Genomic DNA, 20,441 nt, shown 5'->3' with positions numbered 1-20,441 from the left:
ACAGAGATTCCCATGGTGTAATGATAAGGGCGACAGAGTCAGTATTAATTAGCATAGTTTAAGGTGGTAAGTGAGACGCTGCAGCCAAGCAGACAATAAACCTATCATCATCAGACCATTGATTTTAATGCTTCTCTAATTAATTGCTCACTGGTCATTCCCGGTTTTGCCATTTGAGAAACCACTTTAGAGGCTTGGACGGGTTTATAACCTAAAGAAAGTAAGGCACTGATCGCCTCTTCTTGAGCATTTTGCTCTGCAGTTACAGGGGAATGATCTAATGGTGCAGCATCCGTCGCTGGGGTAAATAAGTCGCCGCTTCCCCAGCCTTTAAGACGGTCTTTCATCTCAACTAATAATCGTTCGGCGGTTTTTTTACCTACTCCAGGCAGTTTAATCAAGGTTGAGATATCCTCACGTTCAACGCAAGCCACAAACTGGCTTGCCGTCATACCGGATAAAATCCCCAGTCCCATCTTCGGACCAACCCCATTGGCTTTGATCACTTCTCGAAATAAAGCCCGCTCGCTCACCGTATTAAAACCATACAAAAGTTGGGCATCTTCGCGGACCACAAAATGCGTGTAGATGATCGCTTCTTCATTAATGTTCGGCAGTTCATAAAAACAACTCATCGGCATTTGTACTTCATAACCAACGCCATTGACTTCAATCACGATTTGCGGAGGTTGTTTTTCTATTAATAGGCCACGCAGACGTCCAATCACTGGAATTTCCTTGCTGATAACTAGGAGAGAATGAGTTAGATAATAATAAATAACTGGATGGATAGCCAGTTAAACTCAGCGATAACGTCCACGCCGAGCATGGGTGGCTTTACCAGCTAAAGCCAATAACGTTTTATTGGTGTTGGCATGGCAGATAGCAACCCCTAACGCATCCGCGGCATCCGCTTGAGGCTTTGCTGGTAATTTTAACATTTGTTGCACCATATGCTGGACCTGAGTTTTATCCGCCCCCCCTGTCCCAACTACCGCTTGTTTAATCAAGCGCGCCGCGTATTCATAAACGGGTAAATCAGCATTCACGGCGGCGACAATGGCACTACCACGAGCTTGACCCAGTTTTAACGCTGAATCGGCATTTTTCGCCATAAATACTTGTTCAATAGCAAAAGCATCTGGCTGAAATTGAGTGATGATTTCACTCACTCCAGCGTAAATTTGTTTGAGTCGTAAAGGAAACTCCTGCTCTGAGGTACGAATACAACCACTACCAAGATAAATAAGCTGACGGCCTTGTTGACGAATAACGCCATAACCAGTAATGCGTGATCCGGGATCGATGCCCAGAATTATTGACATGTTTTATTCCTAGTTGAACGACTTAAACAACGTGTGATTATCACTAGTCCGTGAAGATAAACCATTAACATAGCTAAAAATATCGTGGACAAGGCATAAAGTGTCATTCATCACTCGCCACGTTAGATAAAAAGATAATACTCAGCAGAAAAGAATACAGCGGGCCATAAACCCGCTGTGTCGTAGACATGGTTCGCTTATTTGCGTCGCCAAGTGGTTCCGTTCGGACCATCCTCTAAAATAATGCCCATCTCTGTCAGCTTGTGACGAGCAAGATCCGCATTAGCCCAATCTTTATTCGCGCGTGAGTCATTACGCAGTTTGATCAACGCTTCGATTTCCTCGGCTTGGTCATCATTTGCAACCGAACTTTGCAAAAAGCGTTCTGGCTCTTGGTATAGAATACCAATCACATCCGCTAACTCGCGCATTAATGCCCCTAAAGCACTCGCCTGAAGCATATCTTCTGTTTTAAGTCGGTTAACTTCACGTGCCATATCAAATAAGACCGAGTAGGCCTCTGGGGTATTAAAATCATCATTCATCGCGCTGGTAAAGCGGCTGACATACTCTTCACCACCAGCCGCTGCGACCGTCATATCCAAACCACGCAAGGCAGTATAGAGACGCTCTAAAGACGCTCGAGCTTGAGTGAGGTTTTCTTCACTGTAATTTAATTGGCTACGATAATGCCCAGACATTAAGAAATAACGTACGGTTTCTGGATCATAATGTTGCAACACATCACGAATGGTAAAGAAATTACCCAGCGATTTTGACATTTTTTCTCTGTCTACCATCACCATGCCACTGTGCATCCAAGTATTCACATACTGGGTATCATGAGCGCAGCAAGATTGGGCAATTTCATTTTCATGATGAGGAAACTGTAGATCCGAGCCACCACCATGGATATCAAAGTGATTACCCAAGATAGAAGAATTCATCGCTGAACACTCAATATGCCAACCAGGACGTCCAGGCCCCCATGGGGATTGCCACGTGGGTTCACCCGGCTTAGACATCTTCCATAATACAAAATCGAGTGGGCTACGTTTTGCAGTCTCAATATCAACGCGAGCACCGGCCTGCAGTTGGGTTAAATCTTGCTTGGAGAGTCGGCCATACTCTTTAAATTTGCTGACTTCAAACATAACATCGCCATTGTCTGCAACATAAGCAAAACCGCGATCAATTAGCCGTTCTACCAAAGCAATGATTTCTTCAATATAAGCCGTGGCACGTGGTTCTACATCAGGACGCAATATATTGAGCGCATCAAAATCGGTGTACATCTCTTGAATAAGTCGTTCCGTCAACGAGTCACAAGATTCTTGATTCTCAGAGGCACGTTTAATGATTTTGTCATCAATATCAGTAATGTTGCGCACGAAAGTCAAATCATAACCCAAATAGCGTAAGTAGCGTGATACCACATCAAAAGAGACAAAGGTACGACCGTGACCAATATGACAGAGATCGTATATGGTGACTCCACAGACATACATGCCAACTTTTCCGGCTGTAATGGGTTTGAATTCCTCTTTCTGTCTTGTGAGTGAGTTATAAATCTTCAGCATGATCTCTATCTACTTACCGTTAATTACTAAAATGATGAACGAGTATAACAACTCTATTATCACTAGGTCATCCATTTGGTGTTTTGAATGCGCAAAAAGTTAGGCTAAAATCAGTCATTCATACAAAACAAGTAAAGGTAATAGCTATGATCACCCTACATACCAATTTTGGTGACGTAAAAATTCAACTGAATACCGAGAAAGCCCCTGAAACCAGTGCTAACTTTTTGCAATACTGTCGTGATGGTTTTTACGATAACACGCTTTTTCATCGTGTGATTGATGGCTTTATGATCCAAGGTGGTGGTATGACTTCTGGTCTACGAGAAAAAGCCACTCGTGCGCCAATCCGTAATGAAGCAAACAATGGGTTAAGCAATAAAACAGGCACACTGGCAATGGCACGTACCATGGATCCACATTCAGCCAGCTCGCAATTCTTTATCAACGTCAATGACAACACTTTCCTTGATTTTAAATCTGAAAGTCGTGACGGCTGGGGATACTGCGTCTTTGGTGAAGTGATTGAAGGTATGGATATTGTTAATAAGATCAAAACCGTTAGTACCGGTTCTTATGGCATGCATCAAGACGTCCCACTGGATGAAGTAGTGATTACTCATACCACTATCGCAGAATAATCAATGGATGGAGCGCGGCTGCGCTCCATTAACGGCCTTATGCACACACTGTTTATCTCAGATCTTCATCTGACCCCTTCGCGCCCCGATATTACGGATTGTTTCATTCAGTTTATGCGCAAGGACGCCATACAAGCCGATGCTCTCTACGTATTGGGGGATTTATTCGACTTTTGGATCGGAGATGATGATCCCACCCCTTTTAGTCAGCAAATTAAACAAGAGTTTCAACAACTGACGTCTGCTGGTGTACCGTGTTACTTCATCCATGGTAATCGCGACTTTTTAGTGGGTAAACGTTTTGCTAAAGACACTGGCGTGACCTTACTTGAGCAAGAGGCACGGATCAACTTGTACGGCACATCCGCGGTGGTATTACATGGTGATACCCTATGCACCGAAGATGTTCGTTATTTAGCCTACCGTGAAAAAGTCCATCAACCTTGGCTACAATGGGTATTTAACCGACTCCCTTATTGCTTAAAAAAACGTATTGTTCGCCGTGTACAAACCGATATTCGCAGCGATAAAGTTCATAAAGCTATGGAGATCATGGATGTCACCCCTAGCGAGGTGGTCAATGTAATGAACAAACATCAAGTGGCGCTGATGATCCATGGTCATACCCATCGACCAGCCATTCATCATATCGATAAAGAAGGGACAAAAATCCGGATCGTTCTTGGCGATTGGCATCATCAAGGATCGGTACTGCGCTATTCTCCACAAGGCTACGCTTTAGAAACGCTCCCTTTCATCACAAGGGTTGATTAGCTTTCAATAATCAAAGACTCTTTTCAAGAGCATCCATTGGGTTAGCTTAACAGACGTACTACTATTAATGGTGGTACGTTAAGACGATAGACAACGGATAGATAATAAAGAAGGGCACGCTATTGAAGTATTCCTATATTGCTAGGCAACCGATTTTAGATCGAGATCGTAACACCGTCGGTTATGAACTACTGTTTCGTGATGGTCCTAACAATACCTTCCCACAAATCGATGCTGAACTTGCCACCAGCCGATTGTTATCAGACCACTTTTGGTCAGTACAATATCGTGCCGGGAAATTATGGGAATTTGTTAATTTTCCTTATCAAAGCTTAATTAACCTCGTACCAACCCTATTTCCTTCCAGTAACTTAGTTATCGAGGTACTGGAAAACTGTACACCCACCGAGGAACTGCTTAATGCGATCATTGAGCTCAAAAAGCTCGGTTATACTATTGCCCTCGATGATTTTGTACCCAGTAAAGAGTGGGCAGCTTTTTTACCTCATGTCCAGATTATAAAATTTGATATTCATACTGTTCCTATTGAAAAAGCACGCCTATTTATTAAAAAAAATCAAAAACATAATATTCAATTTTTAGCCGAGAAAGTTGAAACTTATCAAGAGTTTGAGCTAGCAAAACAAGCAGGGTTTTGTTACTTCCAAGGTTATTTCTTTAGTCAGCCAGCGTTAATTCAACGAAAAGCACTGGAACCCGCATTTTTAACCATCGTGCAACTATGCAAAGAAATTGCCAAGGAAGAGATTAACTATCAAGAGTTAGGAAGATTAATCAGTAAAGATTTGACGCTCTCGTATAAATTGCTGACCTTTGTCAATTCTTCGGTCATGGTGAGCTCAAAAATACGCTCCTTTAAACAAGCCCTAGTTTATCTGGGTGAGACAAGATTACGTCGCTTTGTCTCTTTAGTCGCGATTGCCTCCACTCATAAAGATAAGCCTGATGCACTGTATGGTTTATCCATTCAGCGAGCTCGTTATTGTGAATTATTGTCTCTCAATATTGCCAATGCCGACCAATCAGGTAATGCTTTCCTAACAGGAATGTTTTCACTGATTGATGGCTTACTCGATCAACCCTTGGCAGATATTATTGAAGAGATGCCGATTGAACAGCAAGTCAAAGACGCGATTGTTTCAGGGTCAGGTCAGTTAGGTAAGGTATTGCAACTGATTAAAGCGTATGAACAAGCCGAATGGCAAACCGTGAACGACCTTGCTCACCAGCTCTCATTACCTGAACAAACCATCAGTGATTGTTATCATCAAGCCGTTCATTGGACTGCAGATTTGTTCAATAGCCATCAGTAGACAGCTATCTCCATTATCCTTAAACTTCGTTGATTATTTTTCTATGATGGTTTTATTTTATGGATATCTGCTATTGTCAACGCCAAGTTGAATATGCCAAATGCTGCCAACCGATTCATTCTGATCCTACTAATGCACAGACTCCAGAGCAATTAATGCGAGCTCGCTATAGTGCCCATGTATTAGGTTTAGTCGATTTTGTCATCAATACTTATCACCCCTCTTGTGACGCCGAGCTTCAGCGAGATGCCATCGCAGATTCAATCAATAGCCAATGGACAGGATTAGACGTCGTACGAACGTGGTTGGGGAATAATCCCAACGAAGGCTTTGTACACTTTAAAGCCTTCTTTATTGATCAGCAGCAAACGCTTTGCCTAGAAGAACAATCACGTTTTGTGAGGGAAAAGAAGCAGTGGTTCTACATTGACGGCATCTTTCCAAAGCACAATAAAGTCGGACGTAATGAGCCATGTCCCTGTGGGAGCGGTAAAAAACTCAAGCAATGCTGTGGGTAAATTGTTTTTCAGTCTTCCCAATTACTCTTGCTGACTGATCCATTGACGAAAGACGGCTTTCTGCTGCTGATTCGCTTGCAAATAGAGCTGTTGCAGTTGACTGACAAGAGAGTCTTCATCGGCAGTCGGAAGCGGCTGAGAGTGACTAGGTATCGATTTAGCGTGATTATCCACCGTCAGATAGCTCATGCTAATTGACGCTTTGCCGGATTGTTTATTGTATTCTATCACATTATCAATAAAATTTTGTCCGAGTACAAAGCCGCTGATGGCGATAATGTCACTGGTCTGTTCAACTGGCCGTTGGTTGGTAGTATCAATCAATTGCCAAGTAAAGTGATCAATCTCTCTTCGCGCTTGCTGGGCGTTGCGATAATCGGGTAACTGAAAAGTTAGCTTTTGATTTTCAGCATTAAACTTCAATATGACTAATTCACTGCTGACCGCCTCTACCGTATCGCGATTCACAAATGGCTGGGAGTAACGAAAAGCGATTTGATGCGTCCCATTAGGCAAAATCAGCGTTTTATTGCTGCTAAATAGCCCACCTTCGAGCCGCGGTTTTTCTAAATTAACTACGGATAAGTTAATCGCCTCAGGCACCACCAATTGCACTTGCGCATGAGCCAGACTAACCATACTGCAAACCAGTAAGCATCCCCGCCAGATTAGATTGATATAAATCGTCATTACAATCGTTTCTCCCATAAAAACATTAAAAAAGCCCAGCTATGCTGGGCTTATAGTAACGATAACGTTATGAATTACCAGTAAACACGAGCACCGATAGCAAGGCTGCTTACGTTTTTCTCGTTGTCAGTATCGTTGAAACCGTATTCAACATAAGTACGTGCCCATTTAGCAAACATATACTCAGCACCTAGGTATAGGTTAGTAATGTCAGCCGCATCATTCTTACCGTCGATAAATTGTGCGCCGCCGTAAAGCGACGTTTTTGGAGCACTTCGTACTTAGCACCTAGGTGGAAACCATTAGATTTCACTTTACCATCAGTCAGCTTGTTCTTATCTTCGTTATAAGCATAAGTAAAACCAACTTTACCTTTACCTAGTAGATACTCAGCTGTCGCTTCAAAGTAAGTTGACTCAACATTTTTCACGCCAACTTTGTCAGTCATTGAAGCGCCACCAATATGTAGAGCCCATGAATCATAAGTGGTACCAGCATAGATCTCGAACAACTCAGCATTGGTGTTGTTCTCAGCTAGGTTGTATTGTGCTTTCACCCAGCTATTGTCTAGATCCAATTGGTATTTAATTGCACTGCTTTGCCAAAAGTTTTCTTTAGTATCCAGACCACCACGATATGGCGCCAAACCATAATGGTACGAATATTCCGCACCGTAAACATCACCATAGATTGGGATCTGTTTACCGTAGGTCATTACACCGTACTCTGAACTCATACCGATGTAGTGCTGACGCAATTCCCAGCTTTCACCAACACGGTACTCAACTTTAGCAACAACGTCCAAACCTTCTTCAAGAGCTTTGTAAGTTAGGTTTACCCCAACACGTGAAGAGCCTTGCTCGATTTTAGGATCAACACTGTTACCGTTTGCATCTTTTTTGTTTGTAAACTCAACGTGCTGACGAAGTTGACCGTAGAAATCAACAGTCACGTCGTCCGATTTATAGATATCTGCTGCGTTTACTGACGTTGCTGCTGAGGCAACCAGTAGTGCGACTAGAGTTTTTTTCATAATAATCCACTGCCTTTTCTTAGTATGGGAATTCCGTTTCGGTTCCCTTAGTTTTAGAAGATGGTCGGCTAACTCTGCGGTTAGTTACCATCGCCACTAAATTCGAGCTTTAGATTGCAAAAGAATACGGCACATGTCAAATATGAAAAAAAATATTTATAAAAACAACATAAATAATTAAATAACAACAACTTAAGTAAAAATTTTGTTCTATTGATAAGCGTTAAAGCTGCAAAACATAATTAATAATAAATGTTAAATAGTTTAACATTACACCAATAATCAGAACTTAAATCTAAATTAAAGGAAATTTTCAGATTAGTAAACCAAAACTAAGAAAATAAAAAGGCTTAAAAACCAAAATGCATCTTGAACATCTTAAGTGTATGAAGGTTCAGTTTTTTTTTGTGAGCAAGATCTAGAATTGATTTAAAAGCAGGCAATTATCGAGCTTATGGCTCCAAAATTTTCGATTTCATCCGACAAAATTCCCCACCGCTCATCTAAAAAGCTGTGTTACTATCCGGCTCCTGCTACTTAGGTCCCGTTATGTTAACCACAAAAATTCAACAATCGATTCGTACCAGTTACCAAAATCTGCACCATCAGTTGGATAATTTTATTCCTCGTCGCGCACAAAATTTTCTGGTCGCAGAAATTGCTAAAACTCTCTGTGGTCAATATCACGCTTCAACCCGCATGATCGTCGCAGAAGCAGGAACCGGGATTGGTAAATCACTCGCTTATCTAATGGCCGTCATACCCGTTGCACTGCTTAATCAACGTAAGGTGGTGATATCCACCGCAACCGTGGCTTTGCAAGAACAGCTAATGCACAAAGATTTGCCGCTGTATCGCCGTATCACCGATCAAAACTTTTCTTTACTGATCGCCAAGGGCAGACAGCGTTATTGCTGTACTGAAAAATTAGCGGCAGCTTGTGGTAACGATGACAACCAGTTAGCGATGTTTGAAACCAAACCAGCAGCAAAAGAGATTGAACAATTACAAACACTGTATCTGCAGCTAAAAAACGGTCAGTGGGATGGCGATAGAGACAGTTGGCCAAGTCCTATCTCTGATTTGGTGTGGTCAACCATTGTCAGTGATAAACACAGTTGTAATGGTAGCTTCGCCGCTCATCGAGATTGCCCTTTTCAAAAAGCTCGATCAGCAATGGATAAAGCCGATGTCATTATTGCCAATCACAGCTTGGTGATGGCCGATGCCGACTTAGGTGGAGGCGTAATTCTTCCTGAACCTGAAAATACCATTTATGTGTTTGACGAAGCGCACCATCTGCCTCATGTGGCCCGTGAACATGCCTCAGCCTCAGCCAGTATGAAAGGCAGCGTTAGTTGGTTAGAAAAGCTCAATCAAGCGCTCGCGCGCGCAATATCGCTAGCGGATGCCAAACGAGTCGCACGCTTTGAAAATGAAGCGCGTAACGCCTTACAACAACTGATCCCGCTCCTCAATCAACTACCAAATCAGTTTGATTCCAGCGCTTTTGAAGAGAATGTGCTGCGTTTTGAACATGGTGAGCTGCCTAACTGGCTTGAAGAACAAGCTAAAGAGCTTAAGCTGCATTCTCAAAAAGCCAACCAAGCCGTGAGCAAAATTACCGATTTAATCGCCGAACGCGTCAAAGACGGTGAACTGGCCAGCCGTTTAGCTGAGCCTGTTCTCGCCGAATTAGGTTTCTTCTTACAACGTTTAGAAAAACTCGCCCAAGTTTGGCAATTAATGGCTGAGCCTAAACGAGAAAAAGGAGCCCCACTCGCACGCTGGTTAGCAATCCATAGTGAACGAGAAGGCGACTATATTGTTAATGTCTCACCTCTTGAAATTGGTTGGCAGTTGGATCAACAAATTTGGAGTCGCTGTGTTGGGGCCATTTTGGTCTCTGCGACGATGCGAGCCTTAAATTCATTCAGTTTCTTTTGTCGTCAGGCTGGGATCAGTGAAAAACCAGAAGATGGCGTACGATTTTTAGCCTTATCATCTCCGTTTGATTATCAAAACCAAGCCAAGCTATTGATCCCTAAGATGGATTATGAGCCGCAAGCGGCACAATATACCGATCATCTCGTCGACAAGATTCATCAGTACATTGTCCCTAATCAAGCCAATTTGGTCCTGTTTGCTTCTTACTGGCAAATGAAAGAAGTTGAGCAAAAAATCAGCAAAAAATTTCTAAAAAAAGCTTGGGATTGGCAAATGCAAGGTACAACATCCAGAACTGAGCTGCTCAATAAACATAAAATGCTCGTGCAATGCGGCAAAACAAGCATCCTTTTTGGTACTGGTAGCTTTTCGGAAGGACTGGACCTTCCGGGTGAACTTTTACAAAACGTCATCATAACCAAAATTCCTTTTGCTGTGCCTAGCTCCCCCGTTGAACAAGCCCATGCTGAATATATTCAGCAACGCGGTGGTAATCCCTTCTTGCAAATTAGTGTCCCTGAGGCGAGTAAAAAATTAATTCAAGCCGTGGGGCGATTATTGCGTAAAGAAAGTGATTCTGGCCGAGTAGTGCTGCTTGACCGACGTATCGTCTCTAAACGCTACGGTAAAGCTCTTTTGGATGCGCTTCCCCCTTTTCAACGAATTATTGAATAATCATGGTGAAACCGTTATTCCCCGCTCGCTCTAAACGATTGACTCACAGTAAACCTATCACTAACGATGACCGGTTCGGATCAGCGACTAAACGGCTGCAACGCTTAATGCGTCACGCCGAGCTTATCGACACGCAATATCGTCATCACACTAGGCGCTGGTTTGATAATCAATTGTTCAAAAAAAATGTCTTCTCATTAAAGTCGTGTGCGCATGAAGCGGAACAGACGCTCTCTCAATTACACCACATTTGCCATGCCTCCAGCCCCTGTCTGGTGCAAGTCAAACACCTAAGCGATCGTTTATGTGCTCAATTAGAGGCGTTGCAACGCGTGGTGGACGAATGGGAGAATAGTTTGCAACGCGATGGGCTAGATAGCGAACATCCTACTTTAGCTAAGGATATGAGTGAATCTCAATTAGCCGAACAGTTAATCCAGCATCAACGATGGGAGCAGCGTCTATTGACGTTAGTGCTTAACCGACAATATCAACTTGAACAAACCTCAGCACGCTACTATCCACAGGCACAACAAGCGCTATTTTTAGCCAAACAGCGTCTTAACCGTTGCCAACAAGCGAAAGCGATCATTGAAGCACAACTGATTAACCTGCAGAATAACGGCTCACAATAGAACGATGAGAACGAGATATGTCCCCTCTCCCGACTTTAGATGATGCGCCCGATGAAATTAAGTTGGCCGTCGATCTTATCTATCTTCTCGAATCGAATCAGGTGGATCCACGTACTGCCTTACTCGCTCTCGATTACGTAAAACGCGACCTTGAAAGCAAATTAAAGGAAGATAAATGAAAATTGTCAGTTTTAATATCAATGGATTACGAGCAAGACTGCATCAGCTGCAAGCCCTAATTGATAAACATCAACCCGATATTATCGGCTTGCAAGAAATCAAAGTGCACGATGAAGCATTTCCTGTCCAAGCGGTGGAAGCGATGGGTTATCACGTCTATTTTCACGGCCAGAAAGCCCATTACGGCGTGGCATTGCTATGTAAAAAAGCGCCACTGGAAGTGCAAAAAGGCTTTCCAACGGATAATGACGACCACCAGAAACGAATGATTATCGGCACCTTTCTTGATGAGAATGGCGATAAAGTAACGGTATTGAACGGTTATTTCCCACAAGGAGATAATATTCATCACGAAACCAAGTTCCCTTATAAGCGTCAATTTTATCAAGATTTAATGAATTATCTCACCGACTATCACACACCAGATGAAGCGATCATTGTGATGGGTGACATTAACATCAGCCCTATCGATTTAGACATTGGTATTGGTGAAGTGAACCGTCAACGTTGGCTAAAAACAGGGAAATGCTCTTTCCAACCGGAAGAGCGTCAATGGCTACAACGCTTACTGGATTGGGGATTAGAAGATACTTTCCGTAAACTTCATCCCAGCGTTGAAGATAAATTTTCGTGGTTTGATTACCGCTCTAGAGGATTTGATGATAACCGTGGCCTGCGTATTGATACCATTCTCGCGACACCTTCACTCGCTATAGACTGCGTTGAATCCGATATTGATTACCCACTGCGAGCGATTGAAAAGCCCTCTGATCATGCGCCGATTTGGGCAGTATTTAAGCGTAATTAATCATTTACTCGGTGATTTGCTATTAGCTATTAACAGTCACCGAGTACATTATCCTCTGGACAGTAGAGCATCTGATCGACGAAAAGCCTATATCAACATTTATTTAGTGCTAACTGATCGGCCTTAAATAAGCCAAGAAACGTTTTTCGGCACGCTTGAAGCACCATAGAATCAAAAATGTCAGCAATAAATAAAACAGTCCAGCGACTAAAAACGCTTCAAAAGGCGCATAGTAGCGAGAGCTGACTAAACGAGCCGTCCCCGTAAGATCAAGTATCGTCACAATACCGGCCACTGCGCTGCCGTGTAGCATAAAAATGACCTCATTACTGTACGCAGGGAGCGCCCGACGTAATGCACTGGGTAAAACAATCCGCCGATAGGTCAACCATGGACTCATGCCATAAGCTTTTGCCGCTTCAATTTCCCCTTTCGATAGACCATTAATCGCGCCACGGATAATCTCGGCAGTATAAGCGGAAGTGTTTAAAATAAAGGCCACCAAAGCACAGAACCAAGCATGTTCCCACCAGGTATCCTTCACTGGGAAGAATTGATCCATACCGTAATAGATCAAATACAGCTGCACTAACAGTGGAGTGCCACGAAAGAAATAGATATAACACCAAGCAGGTAGCCATATCACCCACAGTGAGCTATTACGAGCAATCGCTAAGGGAATAGCCACAGCTAAGCCGATCACTAAAGATAACCCCACCAACCAAACGGTGGTCCATAAGCCAGAAAAATACAGAGGTAAGCTTTGTAAAATGACTGAAAAATCCATCGCTACCTCGTTTGAATAGTAAATTTACGCTCAACCCACTTCAGTAATCCGGTGGAAACGCTGGTGAAAAATAGGAAAATCAAGGCAACAGATAAATAGAAAGTAAAAGGCATTTGCGTTGAACCGGCGGCTAATGAACTGACTCGAACCATGTCTTCTAAACCAATAATCGAGACCAATGCAGTGGTTTTTAACAACACTAACCAGTTATTACCAAAACCAGGCAGTGCATGTCGTATCATCTGCGGCAACAGAATTCGGCGAAAAGTGAGCAACCCGCTCATACCATAGGCTTTAGCCGCTTCTAGCTGACCTTTATCAACCGCCATCATCGCGCCGCGAAAGGTCTCTGCCATGTAAGCCCCAAAGATGAATCCTATCGTCAACACTCCTGCAATAAATGGGCTGACATTGATATAGTCCGGTAGGTAAGAGACCCACCGATGATCGGGATTGCGTGATAATAAGAGTGAATTAAGCCATTCATTGATGGCAAATAAACTGTTATTTAATAAGATTTGCCCACCAAAGAAAATCAGCATCATTAAGACTAAATCGGGGATACCTCTGACTACCGTGGTGTACAATGTGGCAATACTTCTTGCAAAACGGTATGGCGCTAACTTAGCTAATGCACCGAGCATGCCCAATATCATCGCCAATAACAATGACCATAATGCCACTTGAATCGTCAGCCACGCGCCTTGCAAAATAGCCGTTTCATATCCTTGAAGATCGAGCATTTACGCCTTCCTTGCTCAAAATATGGGGGCGAATTCACCCCCAATTACGTAGGTTTTCGTGGTTACTCACCATACACATCATAACTAAAGTATTGTGCCGCGATTTGTTGATAAATACCTTTTTCTCGCAGCGACGCTATCGCACGGTTAAGTTGTTCGGTTAGGGCTTTATCTTGTTTACGAACTGCAATCCCCATCCCTTCTCCAAACCATTTAGGATCGGTTAATGAAGGTCCGACAAACTCATAACCGTCGCCTCCTGGTCGATTAAGCATCCCTTCTTCTAGCGCAGAGGCATCACCCAATACCGCTGCGATTCGCCCATTCGCTAAATCAAGATACGCATCATCAAATGATCCATATCGAACGATATTGACTGAACGACCATAGTTATCGGTTAGGTATTTATCATGCGTGGTGGCTCGTTGGACACCGATACGTACCCCTTTTAGGCCTTCTGGCGTAAAATCAAGATTAGCGTCTTTTTTAGCAATGAAACGATTCGGGATTTGTGCGTATTTCTTTGTAAAATCAACACGTTTTTTACGCTCTTCAGTAATGGACATCGCCGCAATAATGGCATCGTAACGACGAGCCAATAGTGACGGAATGATGCCATCCCAATCTTGTGGAATAATCACGCATTCCACTTGCATTTCAGCACAAAGCGCATTAGCCATGTCCACATCAAACCCACGCAGTGAGCCATCCGCCTCTGTCCAACTAAAAGGAGGATAAGCGCCTTCAATGCCAAAACGCACCGTTTTCCATTCTTTCGCTTGCGCAATACCCGACAATGCTGAGGCTGCTATCGCTACGATTAATAACCACTTTTTCATTTCCCTACTCCTGTGATGGTATGGTTGCCCTGCTCTTTTTCTCCTCAAGGAGGATTAAGAAACAGTGACGATATAACACGTTGAAATCCCTATCTGAGTTACCGTTCAAACCAAGGGGTTAACCAAGGTAGCGCGATACCCTCAGCGTTTAATAAATCGATGAGATAAATTGCTTTAACCGAGGAGAGTTTGGCTGAGTAAACAATTGGCGAGGATCGCCTTGCTCTTCAACCACACCTTGATGCAAAAACAGCACATGATTAGAAACATCTCGCGCAAAGGCCATTTCATGGGTGACAACCAACATGGTTCTGCCTTCTTGCGCTAAATCTTTCATCACCCCAAGCACTTCGCCGACAAGCTCCGGATCCAATGCCGATGTGGGTTCATCAAACAGTAATACTTCTGGTTCAACGGCTAAAGCTCGAGCAATCGCTGCGCGTTGCTGCTGACCGCCAGATAAATGACCGGGGTAATAATCACGGCGTTCATATAACCCGACTTTTTTGAGCAGTTTTTCTGCACTCGCGATGGCTTGATCTTTACCGAACCCCAGAACATGAATGGGAGCTTCAATCACATTTTCTAATACCGTCATATGTGACCAGAGATTAAAGCCTTGAAACACCATGGCAAGGCGCGAACGAATTCGTTGCACTTGCTTTTCACTAACGGGTAATGATGCGCCTTGTCGGTTAGTTTTCATTTGGATTAATTCATTGTTCACCCAAATTTCACCGGAAGTCGGTATTTCCAGAAGATTGATACAGCGTAGAAAGGTACTTTTTCCTGATCCCGATGAGCCAATAATCGAGATCACATCCCCTTTGTGAGCTTGTAATGAAATGCCTTTTAACACCTCATTTTGTCCAAAGGCTTTGTGGAGATTTTTTATATCCAGCGCGGGTACATCATTCATGCGCTTTCGCTCCCTGTCATGAATCAACACTGAGCAATCCTGCTCATTTTTGGTACAAACTAGCATTCAAATTGCGAGCACGCAACAAATTGTTAACTATAGGTAATTTGGATTTCTATTTTATTTATATGCATTTAAAGTCAAATAAAGCCATTGAAAAATCATATTTAGGAATAAAAAACCACCAGCAGTGAAAATCACCCATCTGGATAAGTGTGTTTTTTGTTAACAGAAACCGCTTTTTTGTGTCCTGAGTCCCTCTTTGTTAACAGTTTTCATTTAATGATAAGCGCATTTTCAATACTATTTCTCAACCCACAGGCCGTATCGAAGCATCACACCCATGATTTTAAGCTATGTTGCAAATTCTATTTTGTGTAAAAACATTTCAAACAAGTAGGCACTATGTGGCTGATTTTTGGGATTTTATGTAGTTTTATTTCATATAATATCTTAAAGTGATCAAGATCAATCATCCTAGTCGATTAGCACGTTAAACTCGCCAACAAATAAAAAGATTAATAATGCTCTATAGTCATAATGTTAGTTAACACAATGGCATAACAAAACTAACGTTATCACTACGCAAATAATCGCTTTCCCAATCGCCAGTTACATTGAATTCAACCAGAATTATTAACTTTATTAATATGAGGAATCTATGTCAGACGTCATCAATCAAGAGCGTTCAGACATCGAGACGAAGAGTTATCAAGAACTGCATCGTCCATCATCTGAGTTTGCTAGCCGCTCCGATTATCTAGACCATGAACTGCAAATCATGAAGCCTCGTCGCTTCGCGTTGAACCTTCCTGGTCGTGACTTCCGCTTTGAATGGGAAGATTTGGTCCCAGCTCTCGCTGGAACCATTGGTATTATAGCCATGTACTCTGCGGTAATGATGTCTTGGGCCGAAGGATTAACCGCCGCTTGGGATCATATCGAACTGGGTAAAGAGTTTGCGATTGAGGTCGCTCGGGTTGAAATGCTGATCCCCGCGCTTTTGTTCTGTATTCTTTCTTCTGGATTTTTTAATCCGCGCGCTAACCTTGCTGGCAACCACGGTCCAATGATCCCCCTCATTGCTACCATCGCCCTAGCAGGTGCTCACCCACTTGCTTTAGCCATTTTATTGGGGGTATTTGGTCTATTACTCAGCTACTTTAAAGGTGGCTCTAAGCTGGTCAACCTGACATCGGAAGGCACCGCTGGCGGACTATTAATCTTCCTCGGTTTTACCGGTGCGATGAGTCAAATTGGCTCCATTCAGACCTGGGCAACCGGTTTGGAATCTGCGACTATCGAAGCGGGTAGCCTTGGTTATATCGGTTTAATCGTATTGGGCATTAACATTGTTATCTATGCACTTTTAGCTAAATACGGTAAACGCTGGTTAGCCATTCCTATCTGTGCTTTTTCTGGTTTACTGATTGCTTTAGCACTCGGGGCAGGCTTTGATTTAACCTTTCAAACTGAAATGGGGCTACCAAATTTAAATCCTGTTTACTGGTGGGGCTCAACCGAACAAGGCTGGATGCTTGGTTTACCTAACTTAGAGCACTTTATTGCTTCGCTACCTTTCGCCATCCTTGCTGTGGCAATGTGGTCACCGGACTTCTTAGGCCATCGAATTTTCCAAGAGCTTAACTATCCGCGTAAAACAGAAAAAGTCTTAATGGATGTGGATGACACGATGACCATGTGCTCGGTTCGTCAAATGGTCGGTACAGCCGTTGGTGGTGGTAACATTACATCGTCTTGGGGAACCTATATGATCCCGGCAGCCATCGCGAAACGTCCGATCCCAGCAGGCGCGATTTTATTGGGTTCATTGTGTATTATCGTCGCGATTCTTGGCTTCCCAATGGATGTTGCGGTATGGCCACCCGTTATGCGTATTGCACTATTAGTCGGCGTCTTTCTTCCACTACTAGAAGCAGGCATGCAAATGGTCAGAAATACCAAAGATGCACAGGCAGCGGGGATCTGTATCTTTGGTTCTGCGGTCGTCAATCCGGTATTGGCTTGGGCATTAACCATGTTTTTGGATAATAATGGTTTCATCGGTGATAAAGAACGCGCCTCACGCTTATCTTTCATCGATAAAATTATCATTCCTTGTGGGGTATTAATTATCTGTTTAGTCGCTATGCTAGCGGTCGGTATGCTTGAGAGCCAATACGGTCTTAAGGCATGGCTACATTAAGCAAGATACCAAAATTGAGTCTACAATGATTCACAAGTCTTGGTAGTACCTTGGGTAGTGTTTAAACACTACCCAAACTTTATCTGAATTTTTGAAGTTTTATTGATTTAGTTTAAGGTTTGCAATTTTTTTTTAGCTTACATTGGTTATTAAAGGGAACGAGTAATCCTATTTATACTCAAACAGATGAGTATATCGGTTTAACGATAAATAAGGTTATTCATAGAGTGTACTGCCTCTTGTGTGACACAAGATAGCTGGCTCAACGGCGAAACAGTACGTGTTTTTTCTACTATATAAAGGTAGGTATGTCATGGCAGAGCAATTTGCTAAAGCTTGGGAAGGTTTTGCTGCAGGTAACTGGCAAAATGAAGTTAACGTTCGTGATTTTATTCAAAAGAACTACACACCGTATGAAGGTGATGAATCTTTCCTAGTTTCTGAAGGTACTGAAGCAACCAATAAGCTTTGGGCACAAGTAATGGAAGGCATTAAACAGGAAAACGCAACTCATGCGCCTGTTGATTTTGACACTTCTGTTATCTCTACCATCACTGCTCACGATGCAGGTTACATTAACAAAGATCTAGAGACTATCGTTGGTCTTCAAACTGAGAAGCCTCTTAAGCGTGCACTGATCCCTAACGGTGGTATCCGTATGGTTGAAAGCTCATGCAAAGCCTACGATCGTGAGCTTGATCCTCAAGTTAAAAAAATCTATACCGAATACCGCAAAACGCACAATGCTGGCGTGTTCGATATTTACACTCCAGAAATCTTAGCCTGCCGTAAATCAGGGGTATTGACTGGTCTTCCTGATGCTTATGGCCGTGGTCGTATTATCGGTGACTATCGCCGCGTTGCGTTGTACGGTATTGACTTCTTAATGCAAGATAAACTGGCTCAGTTCACTTCGCTGCAAGAGAAATTTGAAAATGGCGAAGATCTGCATATGACCATGCAACTTCGTGAAGAAATTGCAGAGCAACACCGTGCGCTTGGCCAGATGAAAAAAATGGCAGCAAAATATGGTTTCGATATCTCTCGCCCAGCAGAGACCGCGCAAGAAGCCATTCAGTGGACTTACTTCGGCTACCTTGCCGCTGTTAAATCTCAAAACGGCGCAGCGATGTCTCTAGGTCGTACCTCTACGTTCCTTGACGTCTATATCGAACGCGATATGAAAGCAGGTAAAATCACTGAAGCTCAAGCTCAAGAGATGATTGACCATTTCGTGATGAAACTACGTATGGTTCGCTTCCTTCGTACCCCTGAATACGATGAACTCTTCTCTGGCGACCCAATTTGGGCAACCGAATCTATGGGTGGTATGGGTCTTGACGGCCGTACGCTAGTCACTCGTACTAACTTCCGTTTCCTAAACAGCCTATACACTATGGGACCATCTCCAGAGCCAAACATCACTGTGCTTTGGTCTGAAAAACTGCCTGATGGTTTCAAACGTTTCTGCGCCAAAGTATCGATCGATACTTCATCGATTCAGTACGAAAACGATGACTTGATGCGCCCAGACATGGACTCTGATGATTACGCAATCGCTTGTTGTGTATCGCCAATGATCGTCGGTAAACAAATGCAATTCTTTGGTGCTCGCGCTAACTTAGCGAAAACCATGCTTTACACCATTAACGGTGGTGTCGATGAGAAACTGAAAATCCAAGTCGGTCCTAAAATGGACAAGATCACTGGTGAGTATCTTGACTATGATGAGCTATGGGACAAGATGGACCACTTCATGGATTGGTTAGCTAAACAATATGTCACCTCATTGAACGCTATCCACTACATGCACGATAAGTACAGCTATGAAGCGGCACTTATGGCGCTGCATGACCGCGATGTACGCCGTACTATGGCTTGTGGTATTGCTGGTCTATCTGTTGCTGCCGACTCCTTGTCTGCCGTGAAATACGCGAAAGTGAAACCGATTCGTGATGAAGATGGTATTGCTATCGACTTCGAAATCGAGGGTGACTATCCTAAATTTGGTAACAATGACTCACGCGTTGATGATATTGCTTGCGAACTCGTTTCTGTGTTTATGAACAAAATTCGTAAACTAAAAACTTACCGTGATGCGATTCCGACTCAGTCTATCTTAACCATCACCTCTAACGTGGTTTATGGTAAGAAAACGGGTAACACACCTGATGGTCGTCGTGCTGGCGCGCCATTCGCTCCAGGTGCTAACCCAATGCACGGCCGTGATGAAAAAGGGGCGGTAGCTTCATTGACTTCGGTTGGTAAACTGCCATTTGCTGATGCAAAAGATGGGATTTCTTATACTTTCTCTATCGTGCCAAATGCACTAGGTAAAGATCAGGATTCACAACGTGCCAATCTTGCTGGTTTGATGGATGGTTACTTCCATCACGAATCAGGCATTGAAGGCGGTCAGCATTTGAACGTTAACGTGCTTAACCGTGACACGTTACTTGATGCGGTTAAACACCCAGAGAAATACCCACAGTTGACTATTCGTGTGTCTGGCTATGCGGTACGTTTTAACTCGTTAACGACAGAGCAACAGCAAGACGTTATCGCGCGTACGTTTACTGAATCACTGTAAGTTATTCGGACAATCGATCGATATTAATCAAAAACCTCGCTCTCTGAGCGAGGTTTTCTTTTGCATGGCATAAATCGTTGCAATATCACATCATCTATCGCTACATGAAAAAATCTGCTTACCTACTGAAAAATAAGCGTTACACTAGGGCCTAATGGATCTGAATGATAGGCATGCCCATCTCTGACCTACTCTTGTATTTACTACGGACAACGAA

General features: G+C 43.2%; 19 protein-coding genes. 10 read left to right on the top strand and 9 right to left on the bottom strand.

Features of this window, described 5'->3' with window-relative positions; all coding sequences use genetic code 11:
* Positions 1-110: 110 nt before the first annotated feature.
* The 3 genes from ruvA to cysS all read right to left on the bottom strand — a co-directional run bounded on the left by ruvA (position 111) and on the right by cysS (position 2,905).
* A complete protein-coding gene (gene ruvA, locus VIB_RS05335) occupies positions 111-728 on the bottom strand; it encodes a Holliday junction branch migration protein RuvA (RefSeq protein WP_004394958.1) in 618 nt (205 codons plus the stop codon).
* A 75-nt stretch (positions 729-803) separates the two neighbouring features.
* Positions 804-1,325: a crossover junction endodeoxyribonuclease RuvC gene (gene ruvC / locus VIB_RS05330; RefSeq protein WP_004394957.1), complete on the bottom strand. Its 522-nt coding sequence runs from the start codon at positions 1,323-1,325 to the stop codon at positions 804-806.
* Positions 1,326-1,522: 197 nt separating this feature from the next.
* Positions 1,523-2,905 carry a cysteine--tRNA ligase gene (cysS, locus tag VIB_RS05325; protein WP_040904206.1) on the bottom strand — a complete coding sequence of 461 codons (1,383 nt, stop codon included), beginning with the start codon at positions 2,903-2,905 and terminating at the stop codon, positions 1,523-1,525.
* A 146-nt stretch (positions 2,906-3,051) separates the two neighbouring features.
* Between cysS and VIB_RS05320 the strand changes: the two genes are divergently transcribed.
* From VIB_RS05320 to VIB_RS05305, 4 genes are all read left to right on the top strand, one after another.
* On the top strand, positions 3,052-3,546 hold the full coding sequence (locus VIB_RS05320; protein ID WP_004394955.1) for a peptidylprolyl isomerase: 495 nt from the start codon (positions 3,052-3,054) through the stop codon (positions 3,544-3,546).
* 39 nt (positions 3,547-3,585) lie between these two features.
* Entirely contained in the window at positions 3,586-4,320 is a 735-nt protein-coding gene (gene lpxH / locus VIB_RS05315) for a UDP-2,3-diacylglucosamine diphosphatase (protein ID WP_040904205.1), read from the top strand.
* 122 nt (positions 4,321-4,442) lie between these two features.
* A complete protein-coding gene (locus VIB_RS05310; RefSeq protein WP_004394953.1) occupies positions 4,443-5,654 on the top strand; it encodes an EAL and HDOD domain-containing protein in 1,212 nt (403 codons plus the stop codon).
* A gap of 59 nt (positions 5,655-5,713) precedes the next feature.
* Positions 5,714-6,172 (top strand): YchJ family protein, encoded by a 459-nt coding sequence (locus tag VIB_RS05305; protein ID WP_083797744.1) that lies wholly within the window; start codon positions 5,714-5,716, stop codon positions 6,170-6,172.
* Between the two features lie 21 nt (positions 6,173-6,193).
* Here the strand turns inward: VIB_RS05305 and VIB_RS05300 are convergent, their stop codons facing one another.
* Both VIB_RS05300 and VIB_RS05295 read right to left on the bottom strand, forming a co-directional pair.
* The gene (locus VIB_RS05300) at positions 6,194-6,862 is read right to left on the bottom strand and encodes a DUF2057 family protein (RefSeq protein ID WP_004394952.1); all 669 of its coding nucleotides are present in this window, start codon (positions 6,860-6,862) and stop codon (positions 6,194-6,196) included.
* A gap of 190 nt (positions 6,863-7,052) precedes the next feature.
* Positions 7,053-7,895: a porin gene (locus VIB_RS05295; RefSeq protein ID WP_004394951.1), complete on the bottom strand. Its 843-nt coding sequence runs from the start codon at positions 7,893-7,895 to the stop codon at positions 7,053-7,055.
* A 549-nt stretch (positions 7,896-8,444) separates the two neighbouring features.
* Between VIB_RS05295 and dinG the strand changes: the two genes are divergently transcribed.
* The 4 genes from dinG to xthA are packed head-to-tail and all read left to right on the top strand — an operon-like array spanning position 8,445 to position 12,140.
* A complete protein-coding gene (gene dinG, locus VIB_RS05290; RefSeq protein ID WP_004394950.1) occupies positions 8,445-10,517 on the top strand; it encodes an ATP-dependent DNA helicase DinG in 2,073 nt (690 codons plus the stop codon).
* A gap of 2 nt (positions 10,518-10,519) precedes the next feature.
* Entirely contained in the window at positions 10,520-11,152 is a 633-nt protein-coding gene (priC, locus tag VIB_RS17025) for a primosomal replication protein PriC (protein ID WP_004394949.1), read from the top strand.
* A gap of 17 nt (positions 11,153-11,169) precedes the next feature.
* Positions 11,170-11,331 carry a pleiotropic regulatory protein RsmS gene (gene rsmS / locus VIB_RS05280; protein ID WP_040904204.1) on the top strand — a complete coding sequence of 54 codons (162 nt, stop codon included), beginning with the start codon at positions 11,170-11,172 and terminating at the stop codon, positions 11,329-11,331.
* Positions 11,328-12,140: an exodeoxyribonuclease III gene (gene xthA / locus VIB_RS05275; protein WP_004394947.1), complete on the top strand. Its 813-nt coding sequence runs from the start codon at positions 11,328-11,330 to the stop codon at positions 12,138-12,140. The genes rsmS and xthA overlap by 4 nt, the downstream gene beginning before the upstream one ends.
* Positions 12,141-12,249: 109 nt before the next feature.
* On the opposite strand, the gene VIB_RS05270 is transcribed toward xthA, so the two are convergent.
* From VIB_RS05270 to VIB_RS05255, 4 genes are all read right to left on the bottom strand, one after another.
* Positions 12,250-12,927, bottom strand: coding sequence for an ABC transporter permease (locus VIB_RS05270; protein ID WP_004394946.1), 678 nt, complete (start codon positions 12,925-12,927; stop codon positions 12,250-12,252).
* A 2-nt stretch (positions 12,928-12,929) separates the two neighbouring features.
* Positions 12,930-13,670, bottom strand: a complete 741-nt coding sequence (locus tag VIB_RS05265) for an ABC transporter permease (protein WP_004394945.1) — start codon at positions 13,668-13,670, stop codon at positions 12,930-12,932.
* A gap of 62 nt (positions 13,671-13,732) precedes the next feature.
* Positions 13,733-14,509: an ABC transporter substrate-binding protein gene (locus VIB_RS05260; protein ID WP_004394944.1), complete on the bottom strand. Its 777-nt coding sequence runs from the start codon at positions 14,507-14,509 to the stop codon at positions 13,733-13,735.
* Between the two features lie 148 nt (positions 14,510-14,657).
* Positions 14,658-15,428: an ABC transporter ATP-binding protein gene (locus VIB_RS05255; protein WP_004394943.1), complete on the bottom strand. Its 771-nt coding sequence runs from the start codon at positions 15,426-15,428 to the stop codon at positions 14,658-14,660.
* Positions 15,429-16,089: 661 nt separating this feature from the next.
* Between VIB_RS05255 and VIB_RS05250 the strand changes: the two genes are divergently transcribed.
* Both VIB_RS05250 and pflB read left to right on the top strand, forming a co-directional pair.
* Positions 16,090-17,634 (top strand): DUF3360 family protein, encoded by a 1,545-nt coding sequence (locus VIB_RS05250; protein ID WP_004394942.1) that lies wholly within the window; start codon positions 16,090-16,092, stop codon positions 17,632-17,634.
* A 313-nt stretch (positions 17,635-17,947) separates the two neighbouring features.
* On the top strand, positions 17,948-20,224 hold the full coding sequence (pflB, locus tag VIB_RS05245) for a formate C-acetyltransferase (RefSeq protein ID WP_004394941.1): 2,277 nt from the start codon (positions 17,948-17,950) through the stop codon (positions 20,222-20,224).
* The last annotated feature ends 217 nt before the right edge of the window (positions 20,225-20,441 follow it).

The organism is Vibrio metschnikovii CIP 69.14 (assembly GCF_000176155.1).
Classification (GTDB): Bacteria; Pseudomonadota; Gammaproteobacteria; order Enterobacterales; family Vibrionaceae; genus Vibrio; species Vibrio metschnikovii.
This window is presented reverse-complemented; position numbering and strand designations above follow the sequence as displayed.